Below are 15,785 nucleotides of genomic sequence, written 5' to 3'. Positions count from 1 at the left end.
CATCGGGCATCTCGTTGGGGGTATCTGCCTGGACAGCGTTGTACTCAACCGCCCGCTGCCGTCCCATGCGTCGCGCATATCTCCAACCCAACGCCGCCGTTACTTGTTCCAACGGGCATCGACATCGTTCAACTGATGGCCGCTGAGAATTGCGCCATAGTCGACCGCGGGACCCCACCTTCACTCGGACACCTGGGCTTCGCTGAACTGCTGAAGCATCTCAAGCAAGCCAAGTAAGTCGTCCGGCAGTGTTCTCCGGGTAAATTGGCTAGCAATCCCCCCATCGGTAAGGGTTACACCGCATATTTCCTGCAAACGGTGGTTTAGCTCGGCGAGAACGTCTTTTCCAGGCACCATCGCTTCACGGCCACTTGGCTGAGACCATCTCCTCTCGAACTCCCTTGAGAGTTGAGCGTTCACGCTCGCGGAGTCGAGACTTCCAGCAGTGCGCTTCTTGAACTCGGCGAAGCGCGCAAGCAACTGCGCAAAAACATCGTGACGCAGTTGCTCCATGCACGTATCCAGAAGAACTCGGATATCGGGGGCTGAACCGCTCGGACTGCCCGATCGCCTTGCCTTCTCTCGCAGGCGCGTCTGCAGGGCCGCAGTCAGCGGCGCTTCAGCCAGCAGGTAGTTCTCGATTTCCTTGCGTACATGAATGTGCACGCGAAAACCGTGCTTGATAAGCTCCGCTTCAATCTCCGCCAATTCAGCGTCGCAGCGATAGTCACGATCAAGAATCACCGCCCGAAGCACCTTGCCTCCGACCGTTTTTTCGATTCCGGCTGCAAGATCGATTGCCCGACGCGGGTTGAACCCTTCCATCTGAATTACTGCAAAATCTGCGCGATTCGCCAACCTCTGCATCCCCAGCGCTCGTGCAAGGGGAGACAGAATCTGAAAATCCAGCCCTTCGACAAAAACAGCTCGTCTTGTCTTGGCAAGTTGCGTCAATGTCGGGTTGAGGTTTGAGCCCAGTGCAGCAAAGACCCGCTTGAGTTGTGACACATCCTTGACGCGGCTCGCGGAGGTCTTGCGCTTGTTGATGTTCAGCAGGCTGGTAGGCTCACATTCCGCGATGATCTCCGTAGAGTGGGTTGCCAGCACAATGTCCGGCCCGAGGTCTCTCAGCAGCGCCACCAGTTGCCTTTGCAGGTCAGAGTGCAAGTAGATATCCGGCTCGTCTATGACAAGCAGGCTGGCCGTCGATGCCTTTACGATAAAGGTCAGCATCTGGCACCAAACCTGGAAGCCGTAACCCGCCCAGCAAATTTCGCGTGGGTGGCGTTCTTCCGGGCAAAACATAAGCAACGATCGGCCGTCGTCCCCGAGTTCGGGGCGTTCGATATCCATACCGGGCCACGTCGATTGCACAAGCTCGCGGAATCGGTCGAAGTCTTCCGGGTAGTGGTGCCAGATATTGCGAAAGTTTCTCGACGCTCCGCTGGTCAACAACGCCAACCTTGCCGCCTCCTTTCCGTACAAGACTTCATGCTGGTCGACAGGGCCAAGAATGGGAACAAACCCGATTTCCACATCAAACGCCTCTCGGAACTGCTTCGGCGTACGGACATCGCCGGTCTTAGGTTCTGCAACGAGCAAACAGACTCCCCGCTCGGGGAAATGAAGCTTGAGGACGTTATCGTTGGACAGCCGAAAGACAACCGAGGCCGGCTGGCTATCGTCGTACTCGTGGAAGATGTTCTCTGCCGCAACAGGTAGTCCCTCAAGATTTAGCTTGTAGCCCAACATCGCAACGCGATCCACCTCCACCCGGTCGGGGCTTTTCGCCCGTGCCTTTCGCAACCCCTCGTGAAGAATCCGAAAAGCGCCGACGATGGTCGACTTACCTGCGTTGTTAGGGCCAACCAAGACATTGAACTCCTGCAGATGTAGCGAAAAGTTCCGGAAAGCCTTGTAATGCGTAAACTTGGCTGAGACGATCCTCTGCGATGCCATCGTTGCTTCTCCACTATGCTGGCAAGCATTGCAGCATGAGTGGACTACCCAAGCAACCTCCCCCATAGGCAACTTTCGCGAGCACTCATCGTGGAACTGAAAGACATCTTCTCGCTCGTCTTTTCCGGGGCATCGGTTGCAACCTCGGCTTACACCTTTTGGCTGGTTCAGTTCAATCGGGGGAAGCTCAAGATGACCCGGCCAACTTACATCTGCCTAAAAAGGGATGCTGGGCCAAACTGGCCGAAGCTGTTTATCCGGACTTGCTTGTACTCAACCGGTGCGAAGGGAATGGCTATTGAAAATCTGTTCCTGCGTGTGCACAAGGATGGACAGAGCTATTTGTTCGATTTTTGGGGGCATACTGACGGCGGCCGATTGACGATCGGTAGCGGGTTGTTCGTCGGACCCACCGGTGTCGCCAATGATCACCACTTCAATCTTCGTGGTGCCCCCGACGCGCTCTTGTACACAGCAGGAACATACAGAGTTGAAATCTTCGCAACTGTCGCTGGGCGCAAAAGCCGGAAGATTTCAGATGTCGAATTCGACATCGACGGCCACCAGTCTGCAGAACTTGTACAGATTCCGAGCAGACAACTTGATCTCTATTGGAATGCGGATCAAGGTCAGTACGTTGGCGAGATACGGCTGGGTGAACCAACGCCGCCGCAACGCTCTTCAGCTTGATACCCTATTGCGCCCAGCACTGCGAGGATGCTCCCGAGGCGTTGATTGCAACGCATCGGCACGGATACCGGCAATTCACGCCTGATCGAGAGCATTCGATTTGTCGGCCCACCGCCCCACGACAAAGGCGAGGAACAGCGATGCCGTGGGCAGCCAAACCCAATACAACTCCGACACCATCACAGCGAGCCCGCGAGGCCCAAGAAACTGCGATACGCCCAGCGGCGACACCGCAATGGGCCTGAGCGGGAAGAACCAGCGATGCTCACTGAACGGCCACAGAAGCGCTACACCCATCCCGCCGTTGGTACACATATCGAGCAGCGGATGAGACAGAGCAGCGAGTCCAACAAAGATCGCGCTGCGCCACGCGGTGCTCTTGAGCAACGGATGCGCGAGCGCCGCCAGCATGGCGAGGGCCAGCGCAAACGCAATCGAATGCGTAGCGCCGCGATGGCCGAAGACGTCTTGATACCGGATGCCCAGCCTGAGCGCTGCGACATCAAGGTCTGGCAGCATCGCCGCAACGGCACCGACGAATAGAAGCCGGCCGCTGATGCACCGGCGCCCTGTAGCCGCCCCGAGCATCAAGGGCACAACGGCATGGGTAAAGATGGATGGCACGATGAGCGCCCAGGGTGGGCTGGAATACCTATTGCAGCCCGATCCCCGACAAGGAGACTGGGGCTCGCGGGCGCATCGTTCCGTCAGCCTCACAACGGGCTACAAAGGAGCGTCCCATCGGAACGCTGCCGAATGCGCCATCTTTGCCCTTCTCCACGACCGCGAACCAGTAGCAGCGCTCCATCGCACGGGTGATCCCAACATATGCCAGTCGCCGAGCCTCTGCACGTTGGGCAGCGTCAAAGCTTCCCAGGCCGGCTCTGCCGTACAAGAAATTCTTCAGCGGATTCACACCGAAATACACGCAGTCCTCAAGCAGGACAACTGACCGCGCCTCCAACCCCTTCGCGGCATGGAAGGTCATAAACTTGACCGATTTCCCCCACGCGGGTCGCTTCTCTTTGCTCAACTCACGGTGTCCTCTCCCGGAACGCGACAGCGCCAACATTGGTTCTTTCTCCGTTGCCCCGGTACGTTCGACCTCGGCTAGCAGCAACTGCCGTAGCTGGCGGTATGGAAGCGCTCCCTTGGCTTCGTGCAGCAGCACAGGCATTTCCTCACCTGCCCATCGGCTCCTCGCTTCACACGTCTTGGACTCCATGCCCGGGACATTGACCAGCACCGACTCGGCGCACCGCAAGATGTGATCGCTGCTGCGGAAGTTCTCTTCCAGCTTGATACAGCCATGCGTAACTGCCGGAAAGTGCTCCTTGAAGCGGACAAAGAAGTCGGGTGAGCTGCCGCGCCAGCCATAGATGGACTGCCAATCGTCCCCCACACACGTGAGCGAACCGGGCAGCCCGCGCTTAACCAGTTCACGCTGACAGCCGCGAACCCACTTGACGATCTGTGGCGAGATGTCCTGAAACTCATCGATAAGCAGGTGCTGCATCGCGCCGAGCACAAGGGTGTCCACGTCCTTGAAGTGCTCCGGGTGGTCCTCCGAAAAATACGTGAAGAGCTGGTTGAAGGTCCAAATCTGATGTTCCCGCAAAACGTTCTCGAAGACCGGCCAAAATCTTGCCACCGCCTCGGCGAGCAAGCGCTCAGGTCCCGTCAATGCCGCTGAGGCGTCCTTGGACAACGCAGCGGCCATGGTTGCCGCGACCGGAAGGCCGAGATTCTCCACAAACTGAGCCGAATCGAAGAAGGTTCGAAGCAACGGCTTGCGGCCGATGTCCCCCGGTGCCCTCCATTCGAACATGGGAACTGTCGCGCGCTTCTCTTGGTACGCTTGGTACCACGCGAGCACGGTGGTCAGCTCGGTTAGCTGCTCCACTGTATCGATCCAGACGATGGGCTTGTCGCTGCGGGCGGCCAGCAGCTTGCGCTTACCGTTGATGAACTTGCCCGCCACGTCGTCCTCATCCGGAAAGTACTTCGCTCCGCCGAGAACAACATACGCTTCCATGACAGGAAGGTAACCGTGCACGCGGTACGGACGACTCATTGAGGTCGAGAGCTGAATTGGCTCTGCCACAGGTACCACGCCTTGCGGAGGCCACACGCCGGGAGCAATACGGCTTCTCCATGCGTCCTCCACAAAGGAGGACATCTGCGCGTCGTGTTCGGCGACGTTCTTCTCCAACCCCTTCGTCGCATCCTCCTTGGGGCGTTTTGCTTGCAACTGGCTGTACCTGTAGATCGCAGCGATGACCTCTGCGAAATCTGGATCGTTCATGAAGGCCCGCTCGTATGCAAGGCGCAGGAACTTGTCCCGTTCGGGGACGGCATCGGACTTCGGATCACGCGCCGCCCCAGTATCAGCAATGCCGCCATCCTCCGAGTTGTGCTGAGGCTCTTGTTCCGCATCCGTCGCGCCGACACCCACCTCCAGGAGGTTGTCGATATCGATGTCGCGCATCGCCTTGCCTTTCTCCATATCCATCAGTTCCAGCACCTGCAGCGATGAATCAATGGATCTGGCCATCTTGAGGACCATGGAATGGAACGTTCTAACCACCGAACGTGCCTCGTCGTCCGAGAGTTCCTCGTCCCACTTCCCCATGCACTGGCGCAGCTTTTTCACGAAGTCTTTTCGACTCTCTCTCGTGAACGTAAAGACGGAAATGCGATTGAGGCTGATGGCCCGATACAGATTCAGGGCAACCACGCGCAGCACCAATGATGTCGACTTTCCCGAGCCTGCACCGGCAATCACGTACGTTGCTGGGTCATTGGACAAAATCATGTCCCATTGTCGTGGTCTTGGGTCTTGGCCGGTACGAGCCTTAACGTCCCGCCTGATCTCAGCCTTGATCCGTTCATCGAACCCAATGGGCTGATCGCTCACCAGCCAGCGCGCACGCTCCTCGGCTTCCTTGCGTTGGCGGAGAGCCTCACGTTCGGCTTCGATGCGGAGAGCTTCTTCCCGCTCCTCCCGCTCCAACAGGCGTCCTGCCTTGATCCCTCGGTCGTACCCCTCAGCATCGCCCTCGGCCTTCCCCAATGCGAAGCTATCGTTTTTCGCTTGGCGTACCGCTGTCTTGATCTGAGCGGCATGCTCCGCTGACAACGCTGCGACTTCCCCGCGATGCCGCTGTACAGACATCCAAGGGAGTTTTTCTAGCCACTGATCCATCCACCGCATAAGACATGTTCTCCAAGATTCGGCTCCTGGAGATTGTGAAGGAGCCTAGGCAGCAAAGACATCTCGAAAAAACAGCCTATAAAGCCATCTTTTCAGTTCAAAGTCTCCACCGGACACCATGGCGAGTGGCCATCGTTTGCACGGCCCAGGGGCGGAAACGGGCATTCTGACGTGCATCCACCCTTATAGATCAAAGAGTTACGAGTTTTTTACTCTCCCGACAGGGGAGTCACTGCTTCCGCCGGAAGGTCTCAGCAGCCGCAGAAAGTTGATCAACAACACGTCAGCGAGCGATGGCTCGAGGAAACTGTGTATGAAGATCGGGCGCGTCAGAAGCTGCCTGCGCGCAAGCCCGGCGACACCTCCCACGCTTCCTAGTCGAGCTTGGCTCGCTTCAGTCCTGCCGGGAGGTATGCGGAGAATTGCTTGGGGCAGCACCACGTACCAAACAGTGATGTGATCAAACTGCCGCCAACAGAGCAGCCGCAACCGTCTGGTCCGGCAGAGACGCAAACTCTTTGACCAGGCGGTCCACTTGCTGCGCGACGTAGGTTATGTGGTGGTTCATGTCGGCAGCGATCCACGGACCAGGAGCGCCCGGCTTAGTCAATCGCTTGGCACGGTCGTCCAGGTAGGTGTCCCCAACGCTAAAGTCCCGTTTGCGATAGCGAGGATCAGCCACGACCCTCTTGGCGATGTCGTAGTACTGCTGATAGTCCCTGACTGGAAGTAGCAGTCCATGGCCCCGAAAGTAGAGAATCTTGTCACCAACGGTGTAGCGAATCTTGGCGTTTATGTGTTTGTTCGGTCCAATGTCGCTAAAGTCAGGATGGATAACGCCATAGTCGCCATATACTGGCTTAATGTCGTCGGGCAGGTCGTTCCACAGGTCCGACCACAGGTGCAGCTCGCCGCGAGTTACCTCAGACATGCTGTCTTTAGCAACGTCGCCCACAGTCCGTAGGGCACTAGATGACACCAAGATCACGCTGCGATAGCGATTCACACGTGAATTGTGAGAGAGGAACGACACTACAAGCTCTTTAGCCTCCCCAGGGTCGGCATCAGACAGACTTGCAAGATCAAGAATTAGATCGATCTCGCCCTCACTCAAGCCCATTTGAGCGGAACACTCAAGAACCGAAGCCCACGTCTCCTCGGCTTGGTAGTCCACCAAATCATCACGACGAAGGCGGAAAGCAAAACCGTTGCCGAAGCCTTTCACCAGGGGCCCGAGCGGGGCCCAAAGATCATCGTTGCGCTCCAGCCCATAGACAGGCGTCACGCTGCGCCCGAGCCCCTTCAGAAGCTGATAGCCGAAAAGCGTCGCGTTTGTTCCGTCCGCCACGGTCGCGTCCGGCATAAACCCGTAGAAGTCGACAAAGATGTCGCCAAGCGGAACGTGCTTCCTAATGTATTGGCAAAACTTGTGGACGTGCTGGTCTACTTCCGGCTTGCGAGGATCAATTGGCATTACCTCGAAAAGAGGCTTGGTGATGACACGTACAGGCGCGGAGAGTCCTCCGACCGCTTTCACGTCATTCTCCTTGCCCTTCACAATAGGAACGTAGACAGCCGACTTCATTCTTCCTCCGACTCTCCCGGAAAAGCCTCTTGAAACTGCCGGTGTACTTCACCTTGCCCTAAAAACTCGCGGAACTGGTTGTATTGCCCCGTCTCGAACTGAACCCGCCCTGCCACAATGGCGGGGTGAATATGCAACTGGTCTGCCAAGTTCTGAATATTCTCCCGCGATGGCGCTAACCGAGCAGGGCTTCGTTCCCAGACAGCTCGCTTAATAAATGCATCGCGAGCAATCCTATTTGCCTCATTCTCTTTGGCTTCGGGCGCCTTCTCTGTACTGGCTATTCGCTCAACACGATCAATAAACGCGTCGCTTGAATCGCTCAGATGGCGCCAAACATGAGCCACCTCATGCATAAGCGTAAACCAGAAGTAGTCCACTCGATCAATTCGAAGAGTGAGACCGATCACTGGTCGCTTTCCCTCGGACATAAGTGCGGCGCCATCAAGTATAGCGTTCCGCAATCGCTGTTCGACGATCACAGTAATACCGAGCTTCGCAAGAAACTCAACTGCGAGCTGCGGCCCGTTGGCAAGCCAACTGAGCCGAGCCAGATCGCGCAATGTGTCCGGGGTGACCCGAGAGGGATCAAAGCGTGGCAAGGATTCGCTCACATCCTTGGCACGCATGAGAACTCGGGCTGTCCAAGCTAGGGTTGAATAGTGAGATTTCTCGTCTATCTCAAGCCCGTGAAAGCGCCGACGAAATAAAACCTCTGCCGGCTCTTGAGGCATGACTTGAGTGAGGAACGATTGGAGGCGCTCCTCGTTGCTAGTGCCACTTACTCGAATCCCTTTGAACCAGCCGCGACGCTCCATCTCTCCATAGGGAAACTGCCTCCAGTCAATTTCCGTCGTATCAGCGCCACTAAGCGCGGTTGATGGCCGAGATTCGGACCCGATAAGAGCATCTGCAGGAACGCCAAGCCCGATTGAGAGCGACCGAATCATCTGGACAGTTAATGGGCGCTTGCCCGAGAGCACCTCCGAAACCCGACTGCGGCTACCAATCATCGAAACCAAGTCTCTTTGACGCAGCCCTTGCTCGGCCATACGAAACTCAATGACGTCCAAAGGATCGAGCTCGTCAAAAGTGAACGCCCGCTTTTCGTAATCCTCGATAAGCAGCGTCAACAGTTCTAGACGTTCGGCTTCGCTAGACCCAATCGCAGGATCAAGCGCGACTAGCGCCTCGGCTTCCCGAAGCGCTGTCCGATGCTCATCTTCCGTCTTCAGAACCTTGTAGTTCATTGCTAAAACTTCCGTTTGTCGTACTCAGCATGAGTACCTATCCACTTGACTACTACGACGCCGACGTTGAACGCAATCTGCGTCTCAAGCCGATACTCGTTCCCACGTACGTTAAAGATCACGACGTTTTCGGCAAGAAAGCTAGCTGCGGGAAAGCGAGATCTAACGTCGTGTGTCGTTATCCAAGTGCTCTGCTTGACATCGCGAATCCAGTTCGAGATCCACTTCCGGCAATCAGAGTGCCCCTCACAGAAAGCGGCTAATAGGTCCAGTCCAATGACTTTCATTTGTGAACTTCTCCGTTGACATCGGCGGCCTCCTAGTTGATCACGCGATGGGACTATCGTGATTGTTCCCAATACGGGAACCAATGTCAATGCCGTTCTATGAGAACGGGAAGTCACTAGAATTGACGCGACTCGCTTAACGGGCCCACGCGACCTAGCTCGACGGCACCCTGTCAGCCCGCTTCGTAGTCCAGTTCACCGACCGGGAGTCCGTCCATGTGCAGCAGCCGCAGCAATTCTTCTAGCGTACCCAATCGGATAGTGGCGACCTCCTGAACGCTCTATCGGTTCGCGATGAGCACCGCCACCCAAGTGCCAAGGCCACATAGAAAAGATGTGGCGGTGCGCCTGCCTGGATTACGCCCCTCTACCCAGCCAAACGTTCGGGAAAGAGGCATCCCATCGTCAGGGTGCGCGATTTCGCTGTCGGCTTGACTCGCAGCATCTGATCGCCGTCTTTCGTGAAGTATCGGTCGATGTACTCAACTAGCTTCTCGACCTGCTCAGCGTCGCCCTTTCGGATTGGATCAAGAGACCAAACACCCTCGCGCTTCAGCCCTGCCTTGTAGGCTTCATCGTGGCAGTTGAAGACGAAGCCAGTCCCACCAGTCACGTGCTGCCACCGCTGACTGGCAAGACCGATCAACCGTTCAATGTCCGACTCCTTGACCTTGGTCGCGTCAAGCAGCAGGACCGTGTGAAGGTGATACGCGCGATGCTCACTGCCCTGCTCCATCTTGCAGATGAAACCCGCCACGAAATCAAACAGCTCCAGCGCAGGCCCACAGGATCGATCGAAGAACGCAGCCCGATCCCGCATGGCCTGACGCACGTCGATACGCCCACGCGTTTCCAGTCGCCCTTCTGCCTCGGGCGAAGCTGACGGCACCGATACCAACAGCCCCTCACTATTCCGCTTCCAGCTCGTGCGCAACAGCGCGTCGCTCTCGACGGCAGCAAACACCGCGTACAGAAAATCCAGCCGAACAGGCAGAAGGTTTGGATACTTTTGCACGACCCCCACCAAATAATCCCGGATCGCCCCGCTCTGATGCTTCAGCCCAGCCTTGCAGTCCAGCATTTTCTTGCGCACGTTTCTCGTTCTGGCCTGTTCACGCAGATAAGCGACGAACGCATTGAACCGCTCTGCCAGAATCGACCCGTCAGGGAATAGCGCGTTGGGATCATCGCGGATTACCCGCTCGGCTAGGCTGAGCTGTATGGGAACAAAGGAACGGTAGCAATCAAAATACAGTTGGAAATCCGGACTGTAAGCGCAGTCCGGCCAATACAGGTCCATGAACGCCCAGCACCACCGCAGGTAGCCAGTCAGGTTTCTCTTACCAGCTTGCGTCTTCGTGTTTCTGACAGCCCATCGCCTGAAGCCATCATCTCGGATCTCGTACGGTACTTGGTCAGCGTACAGAACGCTGTCCATGAACCAGGCCAGCCACTGATACAGGTCGCAGTACTCGCCAACATGCCAGCCTCTACCAGTGATCCCTTCGGCAAAGGAAGGATCGTGTACGACGTCGTCGAACGGCAGTCCGACGTTTAGACCATCTCTCATTCTGAACTCCATTATCAGGACACCGTTTGTCCTCTCAAGTCATTCAGATGGCAGGTATTTATTTACCTGCCAGATGATCTCGTTATTATTACTACACCCTATCTATGTTGTAGATATTGGTAATTATTAGAACAGATAATCTTAGTATAGGGAGACAGTTGATAGGCCACGGCAGAAGCCTCCGTACTGGCTGCATCTCGAACACCAAGACGCCCCCATTCAAGGGGGAATCCATGGCAACGATCTGCTCCAGAGTTATCCCGAGCATGAGCATGCGGCTATGCTGCGTCACTGGAAACCGCCATAGCGAAATGCCGCCACGGAGAAAAATCATAATGATCCACAAGAGCGGAAAATATCCTGGGAAGCGCGATTATCTTTCCATTAAGGGCTTTGCGGAGAGTGGTGGAAATTCCCAGACATGGAGCCGCAGCGATCGGAAAAACCAGTCCTAACTCATGCCAGCTGCTGGTCGACTCGTCCGTTGCCGCTCATGAAGCGGTGCGTCATCTCGCTGCCTGGGGTACATCGAAGGGCTCTGGAACTCGACAGGGGTGATCGGACATCGGCAAGCGGACCGCGCACCGGATGGGTCGGTAAAGCGCGCCAGTGAGACCGGTACTGCTACCCCTGTCCCCCATTCCGGGCAGAGCTGGACACGCTGTTGCTCCAGGAATTCTCGCCTCTACCACTCAACAACGATGGTCCCGCAACCCTTGAAGAATCTACCTAAGGGTACTAACTTGTTCCCACTGGGGAACATACTTGTTGTGAATTTCTTGCCTAGCTAGAATCTATCTGCCCGCATTTCGCCGCTACCACCATGTCAGACATACAGCACTTGCCTCCCATCAAACGCAAGCGCGACGTTCCGCTCGACCCTGCCCGTCAGCTTGCCGCAGGCCGACCGTCGCCGGGGCGCGAAGAGGGAGTGTGGAGCGCGTTGGCCCATCCATCCCAGGACGAGGTGCGGCGCTATGGCGCAGACCGTTTCGAGCTGGCGAGATATATCCGCCACGTTTCGGTTAGCCTGGAGAAACTTGCGCGTGTGAGGAAATGGCAACGAGGACTGTTTTCTGTCTCTATTGATGCTTTCGGGAATCCGTACCTGGACATCAGGCCACCAGGTGTCGCGGTGCTGGAACTTTTCAGCAAAGCTTCTCGAGAAAAGGCTGCTGCAGCTATAAGGCACTACCCCGACTGCGATTTCCATCCCAATTTTTCTTTGTTCTGGGATTTTCTGGAGTCAAAACCCTTTATAGAAATTAATGGCCGACCGACGTACCTTGCAGACATCTCAGATCACCATTTCTATTCCAGCAAGGACGCACGCAGATCGCTCCTAAATCACCCGGACATATATCGAATCAGCGATGCCATCAACACTCTCCTCACCCCCCTATACCAAGCCACACGGGATGCGCTAGATAATGTTAAATCGTTTCGGCGTACTGCAAAAAACAATAGGTGCAGCCTGATGCAGTATGCCTACCATCTAATGGACGGTGAGCCCAACACCATGATTGCTCACCTGACCATTCGCAGAGACACTAAAATAATCGGTGGCGATCCACCCATGTCCCGAGAAAAGTCCGAATATTTTCGAAAACGGCTAGTCAAGCATATCAAGCGAGAAATCCCGAACTGCGATTATCTCGGCCACACGATCCTGCTCAAGAGAGATGCGATACTGGGGTGCTGGTTCGAAGCATTCGTGTTTTTCACTAAAAATGCTTTAGTGCAAGATGCTGAGTTGATGTCGAAGCTGGTCGCCCGCTGGAATGGGGAAATTGGCCCGAGTCGGGCTGGGTGCGTGGGCGAAATGCTATTTCTTGCACACGATCAGCCATCCAAACGCTACGCCCGGACCTTGGAAAAAATCACTTTTGTGACCGAACCCGATTTCTATTGCCGGGTGTCTGCGAATGACCTCCATCGTTTTTGGTGCACTCATTCTCCAGTCGGAAAACTAGCCGAACGGACAAAACAGAATAAGCGCCGCGAAGCGAATAAAATGCGCGCTGCCGCCACCTCAAACCCGTTCACAGACCGCGTTCTCGAATCGGCTTTGTTGGACGAAGAGCTGAGGGCAGGCGCTCGCTGGACAAACCAGCGGAAACGGCGCAATGAAAAATTATCGGCTAAGAACAGGAAGGCGGCCAAGAAGCGATCGCCGCGCACAAGCACCGGCGTGAGTGCGGCGCCAGTCCGCTATGCGACGACGACCCTCGCAGCCAACGAAGAGACCTACTCTGACGGCCAGAGCACAGAAACCGGATCGGCAGCTCCACAGCCCGCGCCAGGGCGCCCATCGCCAGCGAACAGGCTAGGTGAATCCAAGATCCACACGCGACCTGACGCGAGCGCTCCAACGACTCCACCTCGTCGTGAAATCAGTCTTGAAAGAAGACCCAGGGAAGACGCCACAAGCGGCAGCGGCAGCGGCAGCGGCAGAAAGTACACGGTGGAAGTACGCAAGAAGAGAAAACTTCTCCCACCGAAGTCACCAGACTTAACCGACAGGGCAAAGACGGTGGCTATTGATGAGGCGAACTCGCCTAGTCCGAAGAGGGATACGCCAACCGACCCCACTTTGAGCGATGGCAATTCGGCAGCTTGATCGGCTTCACTCCACAATAGGGGCCGTTCTTGATCTGTCGTTTTCGTTATTATCGGTTTGGATGTACCTCATTCGCCCTTATCCGTGCTTGCGGTGAACGGAGCCCTTCTGGTCAGCACTGCCTTAATGTCCGCCGCCGGCCAACGGAGCAGGCGGTTTTCCGGCAGCTTGAGGGCACGAATTCCACAGTAGTGTCCGAACTTGTGGCGGGCTTTAAGGATGGTGTTCGGCTGAACCCCCATTACTGCGGCAAATTCCTCTGTCGACAGGTAGTCCCGGTTCTCTGGCATCTTCATTGGAGGACGGGGCCCGGCGCTCTTCGCCCTCGGCTTTTTTCCGTTCTTCGACACTGAAGGTGCCGTCGGCTCGTCGCCGGCGACAATTGGATCAGCCACAGCGCCAGCGGATACGCCGGGAAGTGAGGTGCCATTGCGTGTGACAGACGAGACTACGGGTAGCGGCACTACCAGGGAGTTCGGAATTTGCTCGTCGAGAAGAAAACCAACGAGTTCGTCGGGATCGAAGCCGATGAGCCGCATGCGCGGCATGGCCGGCATATCGAGAAAGCGCGCTGGCTCCAGTGCCGGCTCCGCCCATCTCGATCCAGCTAGCCGGGCATGCCTGTGCTCCGCCTCTTCAGCCGCGCGCTCCCACTTCGCCATATCGGCCAGCAATGTCATTCCCTCGTTGCAGGCTGCCGCGCTTTGCCAGTACCTGTCACCGTTGCCCAATGTCACGTCAAACCAGCGCAGGCGTTGGCCGCTCGCGGTATTCGCGATGGCTGCACCGAGCTTCTCCGCAGCCCGGGATGTCTGATGCATGCGCTTCTTCGACGCGATCTCGAATCTGTTTTCGAACGCAGCAGCGGCGTCTTCGGACCCGACGCCGTGCGCACCTGAATCGAGATTGATGTCTTCGACAGCAATGCAGTTCGCGACAACACCGACTACATCACTCAGCGAAATGAAGTTGCGGAACAGGGACATTCATGCGCCCCCTGTCCGCAATCCGAGGGCATAAAGCTGCCTTCCGGCAGCGAAATTTTCCGGTTGTAGCGTCGTGTTCGTCATGGCCCCTGGATCGCATCCAAATTGTGCGCAACATTGATTGCCGCCACGATGACACGATTTTATCGCGGCAAGCGCCAGTGGCCGATGGATACCGGAGGTTTCAGCGAGCCTTCCCGGCGGAATATTCAACTTGCATTAGCCGCGAAAGCGAAGCCAGCCTGCTCCAGCATCCAAGCCTCGATGCTATCGTGCCATTTGCGAAGCAGATCGAGCGGACGACGACGATAGTGTTTCTCGGCGATGGCCGACGGTTTGTGCCCCTGAATCTGGGCCACTACGCCAACGGGCACCTCGACCCATTCCGACAACGTACCAAACGATCGCCGAAGGCCATGCAGGGTGACGTGTGGAAGCTCCGCTGCGGCAAGCGCCTTGTTGTGTGCGATGCGAGGCTCGGCAATCTTGCCGTCTTCGGACGTCTTGCTGGCGAACACCCACTCCGACGGCGCCCACGTCTCTCCCCGCTCCTTGAGGCGCGCAAGTTGCCGGCGGTCCGGCGGCGTCTCGTTGAGTCGTTTCAGGTCCAGCAACAGCGTCGCCAGATACGGTGTCAGCGGAATCGTGCGGCCACCTGTCCCTTCGATCTTGTCGTTCATGGTTAAGCTACGCCAACGGAAGTCTACGTCCCCCCAACGTAACGCTGCAAGTTCTTCGCGGCGGGCCCCTGTAATCAGGAGACCTTGCAGATAGGCTGAAATTGTCGGATTGGCGATGCCTCGAACCGCATCGAACCAGGATTGCAACTGCTCGCGCTGTAGACAGTCGTTCTTGGGCTTGGTTCTCGGCACTGCCTCTCTGACAGACTTGGCCCCGTAGACACTCGCCGGAATCACGCCAGAATATTCGGCACGATCATCGCACCATCGAATGAAGGCACGCAGCTTTCGATATGCCTGCTCCGTGTTAGTAGGGCGATTCTTTGCTTCCGAAGTGAGCCAGTCTGCCACCGTTGCCGCTGTGAGTTCGGACAGCTTGAGCACCATCAACGATGCAAGCGGCCCAGCTTTCGTTTCACCCGTCCCTCTACGCTTTGCTTGCCCACCCAACTGGGACAAATTCAAGTGATCCCGATAGTGGCGATCACCCCATTTATCTCGACTCGCCTCTAAGTACGCTTGCCATGCCTCTGCCAGAAAAACATCCCGCTTACGCCTTGCAACTTGACGAGCTTCATGTGCAACACGCTGCTCAACCCTGACCTCGCGCGGGTCCTTTCCGTCGTCAACCAACGTCTTCAAGCGACTGGCTTCAGTACGTGCACGGCTGAGGTCCCACGCCCGAGCATCTCCGATTGTCAATCGGATCGTCTTGCCGAACAGCCGAGATTCAAAAATGTAAGCTCGCGCGCCCGCCGCCGTGACGCGCACCCCGAAGCCGGGCGTCTTTGCGTCCCAGTAGATCGTTTGTTGCTTGCCAGGCTCACATTGAAATCCCTCGACTCGAGCCGCCGTGAAGTTCTGCTTGGACATTGATTCTCTGTGTAGGCACCATGTAGGCAAATCATAGGAAAATCAGTCCAGATCGGTCAATATAGATTTGA

General features: G+C 56.5%; 11 protein-coding genes. 2 read left to right on the top strand and 9 right to left on the bottom strand.

What is annotated here, in order from left to right; genetic code table 11:
* Positions 1–180 precede the first annotated feature (180 nt).
* A complete protein-coding gene (locus ABIC76_RS17470) occupies positions 181–1,959 on the bottom strand; it encodes an ATP-dependent nuclease (protein WP_354534696.1) in 1,779 nt (592 codons plus the stop codon).
* Positions 1,960–2,049: 90 nt separating this feature from the next.
* Between ABIC76_RS17470 and ABIC76_RS17465 the strand changes: the two genes are divergently transcribed.
* Positions 2,050–2,649 carry a hypothetical protein gene (locus ABIC76_RS17465; protein ID WP_354534695.1) on the top strand — a complete coding sequence of 200 codons (600 nt, stop codon included), beginning with the start codon at positions 2,050–2,052 and terminating at the stop codon, positions 2,647–2,649.
* Positions 2,650–2,724: 75 nt separating this feature from the next.
* On the opposite strand, the gene ABIC76_RS17460 is transcribed toward ABIC76_RS17465, so the two are convergent.
* From ABIC76_RS17460 to ABIC76_RS17435, 6 genes are all read right to left on the bottom strand, one after another.
* Positions 2,725–3,273, bottom strand: coding sequence for a metal-dependent hydrolase (locus tag ABIC76_RS17460; protein ID WP_354534694.1), 549 nt, complete (start codon positions 3,271–3,273; stop codon positions 2,725–2,727).
* Positions 3,274–3,301: 28 nt separating this feature from the next.
* Positions 3,302–5,863 (bottom strand): UvrD-helicase domain-containing protein, encoded by a 2,562-nt coding sequence (locus ABIC76_RS17455; protein WP_354534693.1) that lies wholly within the window; start codon positions 5,861–5,863, stop codon positions 3,302–3,304.
* A 460-nt stretch (positions 5,864–6,323) separates the two neighbouring features.
* Positions 6,324–7,448 (bottom strand): beta family protein, encoded by a 1,125-nt coding sequence (locus tag ABIC76_RS17450; protein ID WP_354534692.1) that lies wholly within the window; start codon positions 7,446–7,448, stop codon positions 6,324–6,326.
* Positions 7,445–8,698: a helix-turn-helix domain-containing protein gene (locus ABIC76_RS17445; RefSeq protein ID WP_354534691.1), complete on the bottom strand. Its 1,254-nt coding sequence runs from the start codon at positions 8,696–8,698 to the stop codon at positions 7,445–7,447. Before ABIC76_RS17445 ends, ABIC76_RS17450 begins: the two co-directional genes overlap by 4 nt.
* Before the next feature lie 2 nt (positions 8,699–8,700).
* Complete coding sequence (locus tag ABIC76_RS17440; protein WP_354534690.1) at positions 8,701–8,985, bottom strand: type II toxin-antitoxin system HigB family toxin; 285 nt, start codon at positions 8,983–8,985, stop codon at positions 8,701–8,703.
* Positions 8,986–9,352: 367 nt separating this feature from the next.
* Positions 9,353–10,555, bottom strand: coding sequence for a hypothetical protein (locus tag ABIC76_RS17435; RefSeq protein ID WP_354534689.1), 1,203 nt, complete (start codon positions 10,553–10,555; stop codon positions 9,353–9,355).
* Between the two features lie 823 nt (positions 10,556–11,378).
* On the opposite strand from ABIC76_RS17435, the gene ABIC76_RS17430 reads away from it, so the two are divergent.
* A complete protein-coding gene (locus tag ABIC76_RS17430) occupies positions 11,379–13,175 on the top strand; it encodes a hypothetical protein (protein ID WP_354534688.1) in 1,797 nt (598 codons plus the stop codon).
* Between the two features lie 68 nt (positions 13,176–13,243).
* On the opposite strand, the gene ABIC76_RS17425 is transcribed toward ABIC76_RS17430, so the two are convergent.
* Together ABIC76_RS17425 and ABIC76_RS17420 are read right to left on the bottom strand one after the other, a co-directional pair.
* Positions 13,244–14,161 (bottom strand): hypothetical protein, encoded by a 918-nt coding sequence (locus tag ABIC76_RS17425; RefSeq protein ID WP_354534687.1) that lies wholly within the window; start codon positions 14,159–14,161, stop codon positions 13,244–13,246.
* A 209-nt stretch (positions 14,162–14,370) separates the two neighbouring features.
* Positions 14,371–15,714 (bottom strand): tyrosine-type recombinase/integrase, encoded by a 1,344-nt coding sequence (locus ABIC76_RS17420; RefSeq protein ID WP_354534686.1) that lies wholly within the window; start codon positions 15,712–15,714, stop codon positions 14,371–14,373.
* Between the last annotated feature and the right edge of the window lie 71 nt (positions 15,715–15,785).

Source organism: Ralstonia sp. 1138, assembly GCF_040544795.1.
Taxonomy (GTDB): Bacteria; Pseudomonadota; Gammaproteobacteria; order Burkholderiales; family Burkholderiaceae; genus Ralstonia; species Ralstonia flatus.
The sequence above is the reverse complement of the archived record's forward strand: the minus strand, read 5'-3'. Positions and strand labels throughout refer to the sequence as shown.

Bases quoted from the DNA above. Each gene is read 5' to 3' on its own strand.
- ABIC76_RS17470 (WP_354534696.1), bottom strand. From the start codon at position 1,959: ATGGCATCGCAGAGGATCGTCTCAGCCAAGTTTACGCATTACAAGGCT.
- ABIC76_RS17455 (WP_354534693.1), bottom strand. From the start codon at position 5,863: ATGCGGTGGATGGATCAGTGGCTAGAAAAACTCCCTTGGATGTCTGTA.
- ABIC76_RS17450 (WP_354534692.1), bottom strand. From the start codon at position 7,448: ATGAAGTCGGCTGTCTACGTTCCTATTGTGAAGGGCAAGGAGAATGAC.
- ABIC76_RS17445 (WP_354534691.1), bottom strand. From the start codon at position 8,698: ATGAACTACAAGGTTCTGAAGACGGAAGATGAGCATCGGACAGCGCTT.
- ABIC76_RS17440 (WP_354534690.1), bottom strand. From the start codon at position 8,985: ATGAAAGTCATTGGACTGGACCTATTAGCCGCTTTCTGTGAGGGGCAC.
- ABIC76_RS17435 (WP_354534689.1), bottom strand. From the start codon at position 10,555: ATGAGAGATGGTCTAAACGTCGGACTGCCGTTCGACGACGTCGTACAC.
- ABIC76_RS17430 (WP_354534688.1), top strand. From the start codon at position 11,379: ATGTCAGACATACAGCACTTGCCTCCCATCAAACGCAAGCGCGACGTT.
- ABIC76_RS17425 (WP_354534687.1), bottom strand. From the start codon at position 14,161: ATGTCCCTGTTCCGCAACTTCATTTCGCTGAGTGATGTAGTCGGTGTT.
- ABIC76_RS17420 (WP_354534686.1), bottom strand. From the start codon at position 15,714: ATGTCCAAGCAGAACTTCACGGCGGCTCGAGTCGAGGGATTTCAATGT.